The 16,301-nt window shown below is 68.0% G+C and carries 16 protein-coding genes; 8 read left to right on the top strand and 8 right to left on the bottom strand.

Annotation, left to right across the window (positions count from 1 at the left end; translation table 11 throughout):
* Nucleotides 1-80 precede the first annotated feature (80 nt).
* On the top strand, nt 81-803 hold the full coding sequence (locus NL241_RS28310; protein WP_487697415.1) for a lytic transglycosylase domain-containing protein: 723 nt from the start codon (nt 81-83) through the stop codon (nt 801-803).
* Between the two features lie 21 nt (nt 804-824).
* Here the strand turns inward: NL241_RS28310 and NL241_RS28305 are convergent, their stop codons facing one another.
* Complete coding sequence (locus tag NL241_RS28305) at nt 825-2,150, bottom strand: aminotransferase-like domain-containing protein (protein WP_494395674.1); 1,326 nt, start codon at nt 2,148-2,150, stop codon at nt 825-827.
* 138 nt (nt 2,151-2,288) lie between these two features.
* On the opposite strand from NL241_RS28305, the gene NL241_RS28300 reads away from it, so the two are divergent.
* The 6 genes from NL241_RS28300 to NL241_RS28275 all read left to right on the top strand — a co-directional run bounded on the left by NL241_RS28300 (nt 2,289) and on the right by NL241_RS28275 (nt 6,816).
* Nucleotides 2,289-2,687 carry a PaaI family thioesterase gene (locus tag NL241_RS28300; protein WP_487697423.1) on the top strand — a complete coding sequence of 133 codons (399 nt, stop codon included), beginning with the start codon at nt 2,289-2,291 and terminating at the stop codon, nt 2,685-2,687.
* 87 nt (nt 2,688-2,774) lie between these two features.
* Nucleotides 2,775-4,064 carry a phosphopyruvate hydratase gene (gene eno, locus NL241_RS28295; RefSeq protein ID WP_487697418.1) on the top strand — a complete coding sequence of 430 codons (1,290 nt, stop codon included), beginning with the start codon at nt 2,775-2,777 and terminating at the stop codon, nt 4,062-4,064.
* Nucleotides 4,065-4,102: 38 nt separating this feature from the next.
* Complete coding sequence (locus tag NL241_RS28290; RefSeq protein WP_494395673.1) at nt 4,103-4,780, top strand: FtsB family cell division protein; 678 nt, start codon at nt 4,103-4,105, stop codon at nt 4,778-4,780.
* The gene (locus NL241_RS28285; protein WP_494395672.1) at nt 4,773-5,264 is read left to right on the top strand and encodes a DUF501 domain-containing protein; all 492 of its coding nucleotides are present in this window, start codon (nt 4,773-4,775) and stop codon (nt 5,262-5,264) included. Before NL241_RS28290 ends, NL241_RS28285 begins: the two co-directional genes overlap by 8 nt.
* Nucleotides 5,261-6,205, top strand: coding sequence for a Ppx/GppA phosphatase family protein (locus tag NL241_RS28280; protein WP_494395671.1), 945 nt, complete (start codon nt 5,261-5,263; stop codon nt 6,203-6,205). The genes NL241_RS28285 and NL241_RS28280 overlap by 4 nt, the downstream gene beginning before the upstream one ends.
* Nucleotides 6,206-6,258: 53 nt before the next feature.
* A complete protein-coding gene (locus NL241_RS28275; RefSeq protein ID WP_494395670.1) occupies nt 6,259-6,816 on the top strand; it encodes a YdcF family protein in 558 nt (185 codons plus the stop codon).
* Here the strand turns inward: NL241_RS28275 and NL241_RS28270 are convergent.
* Nucleotides 6,793-7,308, bottom strand: a complete 516-nt coding sequence (locus tag NL241_RS28270) for a DUF4383 domain-containing protein (RefSeq protein WP_494395669.1) — start codon at nt 7,306-7,308, stop codon at nt 6,793-6,795. The two genes, NL241_RS28275 and NL241_RS28270, sit on opposite strands and share 24 nt — an antisense overlap.
* A gap of 97 nt (nt 7,309-7,405) precedes the next feature.
* On the opposite strand from NL241_RS28270, the gene NL241_RS28265 reads away from it, so the two are divergent.
* Nucleotides 7,406-8,191 carry an SDR family NAD(P)-dependent oxidoreductase gene (locus tag NL241_RS28265; protein WP_487692747.1) on the top strand — a complete coding sequence of 262 codons (786 nt, stop codon included), beginning with the start codon at nt 7,406-7,408 and terminating at the stop codon, nt 8,189-8,191.
* 17 nt (nt 8,192-8,208) lie between these two features.
* On the opposite strand, the gene NL241_RS28260 is transcribed toward NL241_RS28265, so the two are convergent.
* The 6 genes from NL241_RS28260 to NL241_RS28235 are packed head-to-tail and all read right to left on the bottom strand — an operon-like array spanning nt 8,209 to nt 16,147.
* Complete coding sequence (locus NL241_RS28260; protein WP_494395668.1) at nt 8,209-8,895, bottom strand: response regulator; 687 nt, start codon at nt 8,893-8,895, stop codon at nt 8,209-8,211.
* Nucleotides 8,895-11,450, bottom strand: coding sequence for a DUF4118 domain-containing protein (locus tag NL241_RS28255; RefSeq protein ID WP_494398407.1), 2,556 nt, complete (start codon nt 11,448-11,450; stop codon nt 8,895-8,897). Before NL241_RS28255 ends, NL241_RS28260 begins: the two co-directional genes overlap by 1 nt.
* Complete coding sequence (locus NL241_RS28250; RefSeq protein ID WP_494395667.1) at nt 11,407-12,258, bottom strand: potassium-transporting ATPase subunit C; 852 nt, start codon at nt 12,256-12,258, stop codon at nt 11,407-11,409. The genes NL241_RS28255 and NL241_RS28250 overlap by 44 nt, the downstream gene beginning before the upstream one ends.
* A 1-nt stretch (nt 12,259) precedes the next feature.
* The gene (gene kdpB / locus NL241_RS28245; protein ID WP_494395666.1) at nt 12,260-14,386 is read right to left on the bottom strand and encodes a potassium-transporting ATPase subunit KdpB; all 2,127 of its coding nucleotides are present in this window, start codon (nt 14,384-14,386) and stop codon (nt 12,260-12,262) included.
* A 1-nt stretch (nt 14,387) separates the two neighbouring features.
* Nucleotides 14,388-16,058 carry a potassium-transporting ATPase subunit KdpA gene (gene kdpA, locus NL241_RS28240; RefSeq protein ID WP_494395665.1) on the bottom strand — a complete coding sequence of 557 codons (1,671 nt, stop codon included), beginning with the start codon at nt 16,056-16,058 and terminating at the stop codon, nt 14,388-14,390.
* The gene (locus NL241_RS28235; RefSeq protein WP_487692752.1) at nt 16,058-16,147 is read right to left on the bottom strand and encodes a potassium-transporting ATPase subunit F; all 90 of its coding nucleotides are present in this window, start codon (nt 16,145-16,147) and stop codon (nt 16,058-16,060) included. Before NL241_RS28235 ends, kdpA begins: the two co-directional genes overlap by 1 nt.
* Nucleotides 16,148-16,301 lie beyond the last annotated feature (154 nt).

Raw genomic sequence — 16,301 nt, 5'->3', positions numbered from 1 at the left:
CCGCCGCGGCCAAACCCTGGTACTTCGTTCGCTATGCGACCATGGGTCAAGACCAGAGTGGGTTGAGGAGTCCTGTGTCGATGCGCTGGCTACAGGCTGCCGCAGCTGTAGGCGCGGCAGCACTGCTGATGGCATCGAGCTGCTCGTGGCAGGTCGGCACGCCAGTTCCGGAGGGTGTTCCGCCGCCCTCGGGTGACCCGGTGCCCGCCGTGGACACCTATGCCGACGGCCGCGGGGCGGATCAACTTCACCAGTGGGCCGCCGAGCGTGCACCTGCCCTGGGTATCCCCGCCACCGCCCTGGAGGCCTACGCCTACGCGGCCCGGGTGGCCGAGGTGGAGAATCCGGACTGCCACCTGTCGTGGACCACGCTGGCGGGCATCGGGATGGTGGAAAGCCACCACGGGACCTACCGCAACGCCGATATGGCCGGCAACGGCGATATCACCCCGCCGATCCGGGGTGTGCGGCTCGACGGCACCGCGGGCAACATGCACATCCCGGACACCGACGGCGGCCTCCTCGACGGCGATCCGCATCTGGACCGGGCGATGGGGCCCATGCAGTTCATCCCCGAGACCTGGAAGCTCTACGGCGTCGACGCCAACAACGACGGTGTGATCAGCCCGGACAACATGGATGATGCGGCGCTGTCGGCGGCGGGATACCTCTGTTGGCGCGGCGGTGACCTGTCCAGCCCGCGCGGCTGGATGGCCGCGCTGAAGGCCTACAACAACTCCGAGCAGTACGCGCGGACGGTCCGGGACTGGGCCACCGCCTACGCCAGCGGCCGCGCCCTGTAAGGGGCGGGTGTCTACCGGCGCTCAGACGCCACACATCACCCGGATCTCGGCGAGCGCGTCGCTGAGGTCGATCAGCGCCGGGGTGGCCAACGCGATTCGCAGGGCGTTGGGCGCCGGAGCCGACAGGGCGAACGCATCGGCGGTGGACACCAGGATCCCGCGCTGCGCCAGTTGGCGGGCGGCGATATCGGCGCGGGTCTCCTCGGGCAGCGTCAGCCAACCGGTGTACGAGCTGGGATGTGCGCGGTAGTCCAGGCCGGCGAATGCGGCCCGCGCCAGCCCCTGCCGGTCCCGGGCGTCAGCGCGGCGTAGCTTCTCCAGCCGCTGCGCGGTCCCGTCGGTGAGCCACCGGGTGGTCAGTGCGGTCGACAGGCTCGAGGTTCCCCAGCTGCCGGCCCGCAGCTGGCGGGACAGTGCGGCGCGGTATCGGGGTGGGGTGACCAGGAATCCGACCCGAAGGCCGGCGGCCAGGTTCTTCGACATGCTGCCCACGTACACGGTGCGTTCCGGGGCCAATGTCTGCAGCGGTGGTGGTGCCTCCGGTTCCAGGAACGCATATGTCGCGTCCTCGATGAGGATGACGTCGTGGCGGCGCGCGATGTCGACGATGCGCTGTCGCGCCTGGCTGTCCAGCACGAAGCCGAACGGGTTGTGCAGGGTGGGCATCGTGTACAGGGCGCGGATTGGCCGGCGACCGCACAGCCGGTCCAGGTGGTCGAGGTCGGGTCCGGTGAAATCGGCTGGCACCGAAGCCAATTCGATATTGCGGGCGGTGCTGATCAGCTTGATCCCCGGGTAGGTCAGGCAGTCGGCGGCCACCACCGATCCGGCACCGGCGAGCGCTCCCAGTGCCGTGTCCAAGCCGTGTTGGGCTCCGCCGGTGAGCAGCACGTCCCTGGGGGCGACGTCGATATCGCGGTCGAGCAGGTACCTCGCGATGGCGGCCTGGTCGCGGCTGCGACCGCCCGGAGGTTGTTGCGCCAGCAGCGCCGTCAGGTCGCCTTCGGCGGCCATCTCCCGCAGTCCGGTGCGCAGTTGGTCGGCCTGCGCGGGTGCCAGCGGCTGATTGAAGGACAGATCCGCGACGCGGCGATCGTGCGGGAGCCGGCGCGGCTCGAGCCCGGCGAACCCGCTGAGATCACGCACGAAGGTGCCCCGTCCCGGCTCGCCCACCACCAGCCCGGATGCGATGAGGGCGCGGTACACCTTCGTGGCGGTGGCCACGGCAATCCCGTGCTCGCTGGCCAGGGCCCGGTGCGTCGGCAGCCGGGTGCCGGGCGGCAGGGTTCCGCGCCGGATCTGTTCGGTCAGCCGGTCGACCACGGTCGTGTAGCGCTGCACCCGCATGACGTCAATGTAGCTAGGACAATTTCTTGATTGCATCAGTATCGTCCTCCTAACGTCGGCCTCGTGACCGAACAACTGCCCGTCCTGGCGTTCCTCGAAGGCATGCTGGCCGGCGACAACGCCCCCGCTGACCTGCACATGCGCTATCCGACCGCGATCTCCGAGCTGCTGGGGTTCGACATCGTCGCCGTCGGCGCCGGCACCGCCTCGGTACAGGTGAAAGTCGACGCCGCACGGCACGGCAACCAGCAGGGCACCGTGCACGGCGGCTTCCTGGTCGAGCTGGGGGACGCCGCCATCGGCACCGCGCACTCGACCCTGATGCGGGCCGGCGAGTCCTTCACCAGCATCGACATCCGCGCTGTGTTCCTGCGTCCGGTGTGGACCGACACCCTGATCGCGGCTGCCCGTCCGACGCATTCGGGCCGGACCATCACCCACTACACCTGCGATATCACCCGCGGAGACGGCAAGACCGTGGCCACGGTGACGAGCACGGTGCTGACGCTGCGGGGTGATCAGGCCGCGGGCCGGTGAACAAGGAGATCCGGCCTCGGCACCCCGGGCGGCCAACCTCTAGGCTGAACGCGCAATCGATTCAGCTGAAGACACAAGGAGACGTCCGTGCCCATCATCGAGCAGGTCGGCGCCCGAGAGATCCTCGATTCGCGCGGCAATCCCACAGTCGAGGTCGAGATCGCACTGACCGACGGAACCTTCGCCCGCGCCGCGGTGCCGTCGGGTGCCTCCACCGGTGAACACGAAGCGGTCGAGCTGCGTGACGGTGGCGCCCGGTACGGCGGCAAGGGTGTGGAGAAGGCCGTCGAGGCCGTTCTCGACGAAATCGCTCCCGCCGTGATCGGCCTGTCCGCCGACGACCAGCGTCTGGTCGACCAGGCGCTGCTGGATCTCGACGGCACCCCCGACAAGTCGCGGCTGGGCGCCAACGCCATCCTCGGCGTGTCGCTGGCAGTGGCCAAGGCCGCCGCCGACAGTGCCGCCCTGCCGCTGTTCCGGTACCTCGGCGGGCCGAACGCGCACATCCTGCCGGTGCCGATGATGAATATCCTCAACGGCGGCGCACACGCCGACACCGGTGTCGACGTCCAGGAGTTCATGGTCGCCCCGATCGGCGCGCCCACGTTCAAGGAGTCGCTGCGCTGGGGTGCGGAGGTCTACCACGCCCTGAAGTCGGTGCTCAAGAAGCAGGGCCTGGCGACGGGCCTCGGTGACGAGGGTGGATTCGCCCCGGACGTGGCGGGCACGAAGGCCGCGCTGGACCTGATCAGCTCGGCCATCGAGACCACCGGCTTCAAGCTTGGTACCGACGTGGCGCTGGCCCTGGATGTGGCCGCCACCGAGTTCTACACCGACGGAACGGGTTACGCGTTCGAGAAGCAGACCCGCACCGCAGCCGAGATGGCCGACTTCTACGCCGGTCTGCTGGACGCCTACCCGCTGGTGTCCATCGAGGATCCGCTGTCGGAGGACGACTGGGACGGCTGGGTGGCGCTGACGGCCGCGATCGGTGACCGGGTGCAGCTGGTGGGCGATGACCTGTTCGTCACCAACCCCGAGCGCCTGGAGGAGGGCATCGAAAAGGGTGCCGCCAACGCGCTGCTGGTGAAGGTCAACCAGATCGGCACTCTCACCGAGACCCTCGATGCTGTGGCGCTGGCCCACAACAGCGGCTACCGCACCATGATGAGCCACCGCTCCGGCGAAACCGAGGACACCACCATCGCCGACCTGGCGGTGGCGGTCGGAAGCGGTCAGATCAAGACCGGCGCCCCGGCCCGCAGTGAGCGTGTCGCCAAGTACAACCAGCTGCTGCGTATCGAGGAAGCCCTGGGTGACGCCGCACGCTACGCCGGTGACCTGGCTTTCCCCCGACTGTCGGTGGACGGCAAATAACCGGGTAGCCCGGCAGGGCTCGGTACGCTTTAACCACGATGTCCGACGCGAAGCGCCCCGAGAAACGGCGGTCCCCGACCTCCGGTCCGGGGCGCTCCGGCGACCCCAAGGCCGGGCGCCCGCGTAAGGGCGCCACCAAGTCGTCCTCGCTGGTCCGCAAGGAACAGCCGCGGCCCGCCGACGAGGCCGACGCTCAGGACGACGGTCGGGAAGCAGTTGTCCATGAACCGATCCGCCAGTCGATCATCGTGTCGGCGGAGCGCCAGTCGGAGCAGCGCCTGGGTTTCACCGCCCGGCGGGCGGCCATCCTGGCGGCGGTGATCTGTGTGCTGACTCTGACGATCGCCGGGCCGGTGCGCACCTACTTCGCCCAGCGCACCGAGATGAACCAGCTGATGGCGTCCGAGGCCGCGTTGCGCGAACAGATCTCCGAGCTCGAACAGCAGAAGGCGAAGCTGGCGGATCCGGCCTACATCGCCGCCCAGGCCCGGGAACGCCTGGGGTTCGTCATGCCCGGTGACATTCCCTACCAGGTGCAGTTGCCGCCGTCGGCTACGAATCCCGAAGCGCCCGAAGCTCTTCCGGGTACTTCGGCCGTTCCCGAGGGGCCCTGGTACAGCACGCTGTGGAAGACCATCGCCGACGATCCGCACGGCCCGCCGGCACCCGCCTCCGTGCCGCCGCCCCCGCCACCTGCGCCGGTGACCGGTGGTTGACCCGAAAGACCTGGACGCCGTGGCCGCCCAACTGGGCCGGGAACCGCGGGGAGTCCTCGAGATTGCGTACCGGTGCCCGAACGGGGAGCCCGCGGTGGTCAAGACCGCGCCGAAACTGCCTGACGGGACCCCGTTTCCGACGCTGTACTACCTGACCCATCCGGTGCTGACGGCGGCGGCGAGTCGGTTGGAATCCTCCGGTCTGATGAAAGACATGACCGATCGGCTGGCCTCGGACCCGGACCTGGCCGCCGCCTACCGGCGTGCACACGAGCAGTTCCTGGCCGAACGTGACGCCATCGAGCCACTGGGCACCACGTTCTCCGGCGGGGGAATGCCCGACCGGGTGAAGTGCCTGCACGTGGTGATCGCCCATTCGCTGGCAAAAGGCAAGGGTGTCAACCCTTTCGGCGATGAAGCGCTGGCCATCCTGGCCGTCGACCCCGGCATGGCCGGCATCCTGGACAAGGAGTACTGGCTGTGACACGAGTGGCGGCGGTGGACTGTGGCACCAACTCGATCCGGCTGCTGATCGCCGATGTCGAGGCCGACGGGCTGCACGATGTGCATCGCGAGATGCGGATCGTGCGGCTGGGGCAGGGGGTGGATGCGACGGGGGAGTTCGCACCGGAGGCGATCGCCCGTACCCGCGCGGCGCTGGCGGACTACGCCGAACTCATGCGGGCCCACGACGTCACGCGGGTGCGGATGGTGGCGACGTCCGCGGCGCGCGATGTGAGCAACCGCGACGCGTTCTTCGCGATGACGTCCGAGATCCTCGGCGCGGTGGTGCCCGGCGCGAGCGCCGAGGTGATCACCGGCGACGAGGAGGCCGGCCTGTCGTTCCACGGCGCGGTGGCCGAATTGGATTCCGCGGCGGCGCCTTTCGTGGTCGTCGACCTCGGTGGCGGGTCGACGGAGGTGGTGCTGGGTGACGCCGGCGGCGCCCAGGCCGCGTACTCCGCCGACATCGGCTGTGTCCGGCTGACCGAACGCTGCCTGCACTCCGACCCGCCCACCGCCGAGGAGGTGGAGGCTGCGCGGGAGGTGGTGCGCCACCGGCTGGACGAGGCGCTGCGTGTCGTGGCCGTGGAGCGGGCCCGCACCTGGGTGGGGGTCGCTGGTACGTTCACCACCATCGCGGCCCTGGCCCAGGACATGACCACCTATGACTCGGCGGCCATCCACCTGTCGACGGTGCCGTTCGGCAGGCTGTTGCAGGTGTGCGACGAGCTGATCGCCATGACCCGCAAACAGCGCGCTGCGCTCGGGCCGATGCACGAGGGCCGCGTCGACGTGATCGGTGGCGGCGCGATCGTGGTGCAGGAACTGGCCGCGGCGCTCGGTTCACGCGCCGGCATCACCACGCTGACGGTCAGTGAGCACGACATCCTCGACGGCATCGCCTACTCCCTCCTGGCCTGACCGCGACCCTCCCCCCAATAACCGCGAGCGAGCGTGTCTGTACGGCGACACACGTGAAAACACGGGCAAGACTGCGCGCTCGCCGGGCCGTCGTTGCGCTCCTCGTCCTCGCCGTGGCGTTGGCCGCCGCGGGCTTTCCCGTCTACGTCAGACCGCAGGTCGACGAACCCAGGCAGGCCGACGCGATCCTGGTCCTCGGTGGCACGGCGTCAGCGGCACGGTATCTGGCAGGCCTGGAGCTGGCGCAGCAGGGCATGGCCCCAACGCTGGTGCTGTCCAATCCGTACCGCCCTCCCGACCCGGTGCTGGACGGACTGTGCGCTCGCCCGCAGGCCGGTTTCGACATCGAGTGTTTTGCGCCCGATCCCCGGACGACCCTGGGCGAGGGCCGTGAGCTGCGCCGGCTGGCTGACGAACGTGGTTGGCGCACGGTGATCGTCGTGACCTCGACGTCGCACATCTCACGGGCGCGTTACATCATCGGCAAGTGCTTCGACGGGACACTGGTGCTGGTGGACACCCCATCGAGGCTGAGCCCGTGGGGCTGGGCGTGGATCTATACCTATCACTCCGCGGGGTACGTCAAGTCATGGTTGCAAGGGGCCTGCTGACTCTTCCGGCGGGACCAAGACCTCGCCGCGCGCGCCGGTGGGGACCTTGCAGCCGGCGAGGGTGAGTCCGAGGATCACCATCGTGGCGCCCAGCCCGAGGTGCAGCCAGTTGTCGGCGCTGTTCACCGGCAGGAAGTTGGCCGGGGACTGCGTGTCGATGAGCAGTCCGTACACCCACAACGCCAGGTAGACGACGCCGCCGACCAATAGATACGCCCGGGACCGACGGAACGTTGTCGCCATCGCCAGACCGAGCAGGCCGACAACGATGTGAATCAGATTGTGCAGTATCGAGGTTTCGAAGATCCCGAACAGTTCGGCCTCCGACTGCGGACCTGCCATCTGCAGCGAGTCGAGGTGGCTGGTGACCCCGGGAACGAACCCCAGAACACCGGCCAGCAGGAACAGCGAACCCACGAGAATCGCTGCGCCCTGCACCGCGAGCAACCCCACTTGGGGACGACGCCGCACTCGAGCATGACTGGTGGTCATGGCCGTCCTCCTCCCGACAATTTGACGTCGCCGTAGGCCCCCCGCATACCCCGGCCCGAGCCCGATTAACCGTGCAATCGCCGGGTAGCCGGGCCCCATGGTTGACGCACGACTGGCCCTGGTCACCGGGGCCTCCAGCGGTATCGGATTCGAACTGGCCCGGCTCTTCGCCGAGAACGGCTACGACCTGGTGGTGGCCGCCGACAGCGACAAGATCAACGACGTCCCCCAACGGCTGGCCGACACCGGCGCGTCGGTGCAGGCGGTGCAGGTCGACTTACGCACCCCCGGCGGCGTCGAACACCTTTACCAGAGCACGGTCGCCGGGGGCCGGGTGCTGGCGGCCGCGGCGCTCAACGCCGGCGTCGGGCGCGGTGACATGTTCTTGAAGACCGAACTCGAGGACGACTTGTCCGTCATCGACCTGAACGTGCGCTCCACCGCGCATCTGGCCAAGCTCGTGCTGCGCGATATGGCCAACCGGGGTGAGGGCAAAGTGCTCTTCACCTCGTCGGTGGCCTCGATGATGCCGGGCTCCTATCAGACGGTGTACAACGCCTCGAAGTCGTTTGTGCAGTCCTTCGCCGAGGCGCTGCAGGACGAGCTGCGTGACAGCGGCATCACCATCACGTCGCTGATGCCCGGGCCCGTGGACACCAACTTCTTCCACCGCGCCAAGATGGACGAGACCCCGGTGGGCAAGATGTCCAAGGACGACCCCGCCGACGTCGCCAGGCAGGGCTTCGAGGCGCTGATGCGCGGTGACAAGAAGGTGGTCGCCGCCTCACCGCTGTCCAAGGTGATGGGAACCGTCAGCCGGGTGCTACCCGACAGTGTGAAAGCCGCCGGGAGCCGGCTCATCTCGGTGCCGCTGCGCCGCTAGCGGGGCTGGCACGCTGCTCACTCCTGGAAGCGGTAACCCATCCCCGCTTCGGTGAGCAGATGTTTGGGCTTGGAGGGGTCGGCCTCCAGCTTGCGTCGCAGTTGCGCCAGATACACACGCAGATAGTGCGTCTCTTTGGCGTAGGCCGGGCCCCACACCTCCTTGAGCAGTTCTTCACGGCCGACGAGCTTGCCCCGGTTGCGTACCAACATCTCCAACATGCCCCACTCGGTGGGGGTCAGGTGCACTTCGATGCCGTAGCGGGTGACCTTCTTGGCCGCGAGATCAACTGTGAACGAGGAGGTTTCGACGACGGGCTGATCGGTTTCCGAGGCGGCGGCGCCGCGGCGCACGGCGGCGCGCAACCGGGCCAGGAACTCGTCCATACCGAACGGCTTGGTCACGTAATCGTCGGCGCCGGCGTCGAGCGCCTCCACTTTGTCCGACGAATCGGTGCGCGCCGACAGCACGATCACCGGCGCCGACAGCCAGCCGCGCAACCCGCCGAGCACCTCGATACCCGACATGTCCGGCAGGCCGAGGTCGAGGATCACCACGTCGGGCCGGTGCTCGGCGGCCACCCGCAACGCCTCCGCGCCGGTGGCGGCCGTGAACACCTCGTAGCCGCGTACCGACAGGTTGATCCGCAAGGCCCGCAGGATCTGCGGTTCGTCGTCGATCACCAGGACCCGGGTCTTGCCCATCACAAACCTCCTATGGCAGCCGGCAGCTCGACCACCACGGTCAGCCCGCCGCCGGGTGTGTCCGTCACCGAGACGGTGCCGCCCATCGCCTCGGTGAAACCCCGGGCCACCGACAGGCCCAGGCCCACGCCGCTGCTGTTGTCGGAGTCGCCGAGCCGCTGGAACGGTTCGAACATCTGCTCCTCGGTGCCGCGGACCACCCCCGGCCCCTCGTCGACGATGTTGATCAGCACGCGGTCGCCGATGTGTCCGGCGTTGACCCGCACCCACCCCTGCGCCGAATAGCGCAGCGCGTTGTCGATCAGATTCACCAGCACCCGCTCCAGCAGACCGGAATCCGCCAGCACCACGGCGTCGCCCACGTCGACCTTCACACGGTCCAGCGATGCCGTTGTGCCGCGGCTGATCCCGAGCAGGGCCCGCTGCACGGCCTCCTCCACGTAGACGCGGTTGACGCTGGGTTTGACCACCCCGGCGGCCAGCCGCGACGAATCGAGCAGGTTGCCCACCAGTGCGGTCAGGCCGTCGACGGATTCCTCGACGGTAGCCAGCAACTCGGCGGTGTCCTCGGGTGAGAACTCGACGTCGTCGCTGCGCAGGCTCGAGACCGCCGCTTTGGCCGCGGCCAGCGGAGTGCGCAGGTCGTGGCTCACCGCCGACAGCAGAGAGCGGCGCAGTTCGTCGGCTTTCGCGATCGCCTCGGCGCGGCTGGCTTCTTCGGTGAGCTCGCGTTGCCGCACCAGGCCGGCGGCCTGCGTCGCCACGGCGCCGAGCACCCGACGGTCGCGGGCCGGCAGCCGCCGCCCGGACATCAGCAACCAGAACTCGTCATCGCCCACTTCGATTGCGGTGTCGGCGGACTCGATGTCCACGCAGGGGTTGTCTCCCACGCAGGCCACCACGCCGGTGCCCTCGCGCAGCAGCGACACCGACCGCTGCAGGTATGTCTCGCGGACCCGGTCCAGCAGCGACGTCAGGTCCGCGCCGCGCAGCACCGATCCGGCGAACAGCGCCAGCAGCTCGGCCTCCTGGGCGGCGCGTCGGGCCTCCCGGGTCCGCGTGGCGGCGCGATCAACCAGCGCGGCGACGGCCACCGCCACCACCAGCAGCACGAAAATGGTGATGGCACTGTCGGGTTCGGAGATGGTCAGGCTGTAACGCGGGTCGGTCAGGAAGTAGTTGAGCAGCATTCCCGACAGCAGCGCCGACACCACCGCGGGTCCGATTCCGCCGAGCAGCGCCACCACCAGTACGCCGATGAAGAACAGCGCACTGTCCCCGCCGATCCCGATGGCCGGGTCCAGGAATGCGTAGATCAGCGCGCAGATGGCCGACGGCACCGCGAAGGCGGCCAGCCAGGACACCACGCGCCGCTCGCGTGGCGCCAGCCGCGCCAAGGTGAACGGCCGTTTGGCTTCTTCGTGACTGACCATGTGGACATCGATCTTGCCGGAATCCTGCACCGTGCGGGCGCCGATGCCTTCGTCGAAGATCCGCGCCCAGCGCGACCGGCGTGAGGTGCCGACCACCAACTGGGTGGCGTTGCGCTCCCGTGCAAAGTCCAGCAGGGCAGCGGTGACGTTCTCGCCCACGACGGTGTGCACGGTGGCGCCCAGACTCGCGGACAGCTCCCGGATCTTACCCATCTGCGGGGCGGACACTCCCGACAGGCCGTCGCCGCGGACGACGTGGACCACCATCAGTTCGGCGCTGGATTTTGATGCGATCCGAGATGCGCGGCGTACCAGGGTTTCCGACTCCGGGCCACCGGTGACGGCGACGACCACCCGTTCGCGGGCCTCCCAGGTGTCGCTGATCTGGTGATCGGCACGGTATTTCGCCAGCGCGGCGTCCACCTGGTCGGCCAGCCACAGCAGCGCCAGTTCGCGCAGCGCGGTCAGGTTGCCCTGCCGGAAGTAGTTGCTCAGGGCCGCGTCGATACGGTCGGAGGCGTAGACATTGCCGTGAGACAGTCTGCGCCGCAACGCTTCCGGGGTGATGTCGACGAGCTCGATCTGGTCGGCGCTGCGGACGACGGCGTCGGGTACGGTCTCCTGCTGCTGGATCCCGGTGATCTGGGTGACGACGTCGTTGAGGCTCTCGAGGTGCTGCACGTTGACTGTCGAGATGACGGTGATCCCGGCGTCGAGCAGCTCCTCGATGTCCTGCCACCGTTTGGGGTTCTTGCTGCCGGGGGTGTTGGTGTGGGCGAGTTCGTCGACCAGCACCACGTCGGGGTCGCGGGCCAGGACCGCCGCCACATCCAGTTCGGCGAAGGTGCCGCCGCGGTAGTCGATGTACCGCGGCGGCACGATCTCGATGTCTTCGAGCAGCTCGGCGGTCTTGCGGCGGCCGTGGGTCTCCACCACGGCCGCCACCAGATCGGTGCCGCGCTCGAGACGGCGGTGCGCCTCGCCGAGCATGGCGAACGTCTTCCCGACGCCGGGGGCCGCGCCCAGGTAGATGCGCAGCTCACCGCGTTTGGATCGGGGGCCGGTGCTCACCTGAACATCATCCACCCAGCCCGTCGAGTGCGAGGTTGACCTCCAGCACATTGACACGGGGTTCACCCATGAAACCCAGCGCGCGGCCGGTGGTGTGCTCGTCGACGATCCGGCGCACCTGCTCGGCGGGGATGCCGCGCGCGGCCGCCACCCGGTCGATCTGCAGGTCGGCGTAGGCGGGGGAGATGTCAGGGTCGAGACCGCTGCCGCTGGCGGTCACCGCATCGGCAGGCACCACCGCTTCGGCGGACCCTTCGACGGCGACCAGCTGTCCGGTGGCGAGGTCACGGCCGTCGTTGCACTGGACCGGGACTCCTTCGTAGGTGGTCACGAAGGGCCGCGCCGGGCACAGCTGATTGACGCTGATCACCTCGGTGGGGTTGACGACGTTGCCTCGCGCGTCACGGGGGCCGTGCACCGACAGCACCGCACCCACCCCGTCGCCGGTGCAGAACGGTCGGCTGCCGTCGACACCGTTGGCCGCCCCGATCTCGAGGCTGCGGGTGCACACCAGAGTCAGCAGGCTGGTGCGGTCTGCCGTGTCGACGAGGTCTTCGGGGCCCAGATTGCTGGCACTGGTGGCCATCGGGTCGTAACCGTCGCCGGCGGCCGACGGGCGGGACTGGAAGTACTGCGGCAGCGGGTTGCCCTGGGCGTCGGTGAACAGCTGACCGATCAAGCTGGAGCCCACGGCTTTTCCGTCGACCTGGATGATCGAGCCGTCTGCCTTGTGCTGCAGGCCGGGCACTTGCGCCACGGCCCACACCACCAGCGGGTAGGCCAGGCCGGTGATCACGGTGAGCACCAGCAACGCGCGCAGTGCGGCCCAGTGCTGGCGGGCGATGGACGAGAGTTTCATGTCAGGACATCCCAGGGAAGAGTTGAATGACGAGATCGATGAGCTTGATGCCGAGGAACGGCGCGATGATGCCGCCCAGGCCGTAGATGTAGAGGTTGCGGCTCAACAGCTTCGACGCACTGGCCGGGGTGTAGCGCACCCCCTTGAGCGCCAGCGGGATCAGGAACACGATGACGATCGCGTTGAAGATCACCGCGGACAGGATCGCCGACTGCGGGCTGTGCAACCGCATCACGTTCAGCAGGTCCAGGCCGGGGAACAGCGTCACGAACAGCGCCGGAATGATGGCGAAGTACTTGGCGATGTCGTTGGCGATGGAAAACGTGGTCAGCGCACCCCGGGTGATCAGCAGCTGCTTGCCGATCTCGACGATCTCGATCAGCTTGGTGGGATCGGAATCGAGATCGACCATGTTGCCGGCCTCTTTGGCCGCCGAGGTGCCGGTGTTCATCGCGACGCCGACGTCGGCTTGGGCCAGTGCGGGAGCGTCGTTGGTGCCGTCACCGGTCATCGCGACCAGCCGGCCACCGGCCTGCTCCTTCTTGATCAACGCCAGCTTGTCCTCGGGGGTGGCTTCGGCCAGGAAGTCGTCGACACCGGCTTCATCGGCAATCGCCTTGGCGGTCAACGGGTTGTCGCCGGTGATCATGACCGTGCGGATTCCCATGCGTCGCATCTCGTCGAAGCGTTCACGCATGCCTTGCTTGACCACGTCTTTGAGGTGAATGACGCCGAGCACCTCGGCGTGTCCGTTGAACACCCGGCCCACCACCAAAGGCGTACCGCCGGCGTTGGAGACGTCGTTGACGATATCGGTCAGCGCAGGCGGTACGTCGCCGCCCAACGACCGCACCCACTCGGCCACCGACGCGGCCGCACCCTTGCGCAGTGACGGGCCGTCCTCCAGATCGACACCGGACATGCGGGTGGCTGCGGTGAACTCCACCCACTGGGCGCCGGCCAGTTCGCCGGGGTGGCGGGCCCGCAGGCCATATGCCTCCTTGGCATACACCACGATCGAGCGGCCCTCCGGCGTCTCGTCGGCCAGGCTGGACAACTGCGCGGCATCGGCCAGCGCCTCGGCGGTGACACCGGGCAGCGGAATGAAGTCGCCCGCTTGGCGATTGCCGAGGGTGATGGTGCCGGTCTTGTCCAGCAGCAGGGTGTTGACGTCCCCGGCGGCCTCAACCGCACGGCCCGACATGGCCAGCACATTGCGCTGCACCAGGCGGTCCATGCCGGCGATGCCGATGGCGCTCAGCAGCGCGCCGATGGTGGTGGGGATCAGGCACACCAGCAGCGCCACCATGACGATGCCCGTCACGCCGTTGCCGTCGAGTGAAAGACTGTCCGGCACTCCGGGATTGTTGGCCTTGGAGTAGATGGCCAGCGGCTGCAGGGTGGCGACGGCGAACACGAAGATGATGGTCAGCGCGCTCAGCAGGATGTTGAGCGCGATCTCGTTCGGGGTCTTCTGCCGGTTGGCGCCTTCCACCAGGGCGATCATCCGGTCGACGAAGCTCTCGCCGGGCTTCTGGGTGATCTTGACGACGATGCGGTCGCTCAGCACGGTGGTGCCGCCCGTCACCGCCGAGCGGTCGCCGCCGGATTCGCGGATCACCGGTGCGGATTCGCCGGTGATGGCCGACTCGTCCACCGAGGCAATGCCTTCCACCACGTCGCCGTCGCCGGGGATGACCTCACCGGCTTCCACCACCACGTAGTCGCCCTGTTTCAGCATCGGCGCCGGCACCGTCTCCTCGGCCCCCGACGGGGTGAGCTTGCGGGCGACGGTATCGGATTTGGCTTTCCGTAGTGAGTCGGCCTGGGCCTTGCCGCGGCCTTCGGCGACGGCTTCGGCCAGGTTGGCGAAGATGACCGTCAGCCACAGCCAGAACACGATCAGCCAGGAGAACCACGAGGGTTCGAGCACCGCGAGCACGGTGGACCAGACGGCGCCGATCTCGACGATGAACATGACGGGGTTGCGCCACAGCGTGCGCGGGTCCAGCTTGCGGACGGCGTCGGGCAGGGAGCGCCACAACATCTTCGGGTCCAGTAAGCCGCTCTGGACCGATTTCGGTTTCTGTGCGGTGGGTGCCGCGGATGTCACCATGGTGACGGTCATGTCAGTGGATTCCTTCAGCGAGGGGGCCCAGCGCGAGCATGGGCAGGAAGGTCAGGGCGACCAGGATCAGCGTCACCCCGGACACCATCCCGACGAACTGCGGACGGTGTGTCGGTAGGGTTCCGACGCTGGCAGGTGTTTTGCCCTGTCGGGCAAGCGATCCCGCCAGCGCCAGCACCAGGATCAGGGGCAGGAAGCGGCCCAGCAGCATGGCCAGTCCGAGCGCGGTGTTGTACCACGGGGTGTTGACGCTGATACCGGCGAACGCCGATCCGTTGTTGTTGGATGCGGAGGTGAAGGCGTAGAGCACCTCGGACAGGCCGTGCGGTCCGGTGTTGAGCATGCTGTCGCGTTGCTCGGGCAGGGCCATCGCAATCGAGGTGCCGGTGAGCACCAGCAGCGGGGTGATCAGGAAATAGCTTGCGGCCAGCTTGATCTCGCGGGGGGTGATCTTCTTGCCGAGGTACTCCGGGGTGCGTCCCACCATGAGGCCTGCGACGAAGACGGTGATGATCGCCAGGATCAGCATGCCGTAGAGCCCGGATCCCACACCGCCGGGTGCGATCTCACCGAGTTGCATGTTGAACATCGTCATCATGCCGCCCAGGCTGGTGTAGGAATCGTGGAACGAGTTCACCGCACCGGTGGACGTCAACGTCGTGCTGGCGGCGAACACCGCCGAGTTCGCCACGCCGAAGCGTTGTTCCACCCCTTCGGTGGCGGCGCCGACGGCGGTGGGGATGGTGCCGTGCGCCTGCAGCTGGAAGAACATCGTCAGGCTGACGCTCAGGGTGGCGATGGTGGCCATGACGGCGACGATCGCCAGACCCTGCTTGGTGTTGCCGACCATCTTGCCGAAGGTGCGCGGCAGCGAGAACGCGATCACCGACAGCAGGAAGATCTCGACGAAATTCGTCCAGGCCGTGGGGTTTTCGAACGGGTGCGCCGAGTTGGCGTTGAAGAAGCCGCCGCCGTTGGTGCCGAGTTCCTTGATGGCTTCCTGGCTGGCCACCGGCCCGCCGGGGATGGTCTGCTGCGCGCCGGCCAGGGTGTCGATCACCTGGGTGTGCAGGGCGAAGTTCTGGATCGCACCTCCGGCGATCAGGATGATCGCGGCGATGAACGAGATGGGCAACAGGATGCGCAGAGTGCCCCGCACCAGGTCCACCCAGAAGTTGCCCAGCTCACCGCTTCTGGTGCGGGCGAACCCGCGGACCAGGGCGATCGCGACAGCCATGCCCACCGCCGCGGAGACGAAGTTCTGCACCGTCAGGCCGGCCATCTGTACCAGGTGACCTTGGGTGGACTCGCCCGAGTACGCCTGCCAGTTGGTGTTGGTGACGAAGCTGACCGCGGTGTTCCAGGCCAGCGCCGGGGTCATCTCGGTGCCGGGATCGTTGAGGTGCAGCGGCAGCCTGCCTTGCAGCAGCTGGAAGAAGAACAGGAACAGGATGGACACCGCCGAGAACGCCAGCGCACTGCGGGCGTAGGCGCCCCAGCTCTGTTCGGCCTTGGGGTCGGCGCCGATGGTGCGGTAGATGGCGCGCTCGATCCTGGAGTCCTTGGCGCTGGTGTAGACGCGGTACATGTAGTCGCCCAACGGCACGTGCACGGCGGCCAGCGCGACGATGAGGGCCAGGAGGAACAGCACGCCGGCTGTTGTGGTGCTCACTAGAACCTCTCCGGGAACAGCAGGGTGGCGATCAGGAACAGGGCTATGAGGACGGCCAGTATCAGGCCGACGCTGTTGGCAAGGCTCATCGCTCGAGCAACCTCACTGCCCCGCCGAGGACCGCGAAGATCGCGACGGTCAGCACGACATAGGCGACTACAGACATCTCTTCCGACTCCGTTTCGTGGCCCACATCCGGTGGGCTCGCTGTGGAGTCAACGCCTAGTGAACGTCGTCTTTACG

Source organism: Mycolicibacterium sp. SMGY-1XX, from assembly GCF_059132455.1.
This window is presented reverse-complemented; position numbering and strand designations above follow the sequence as displayed.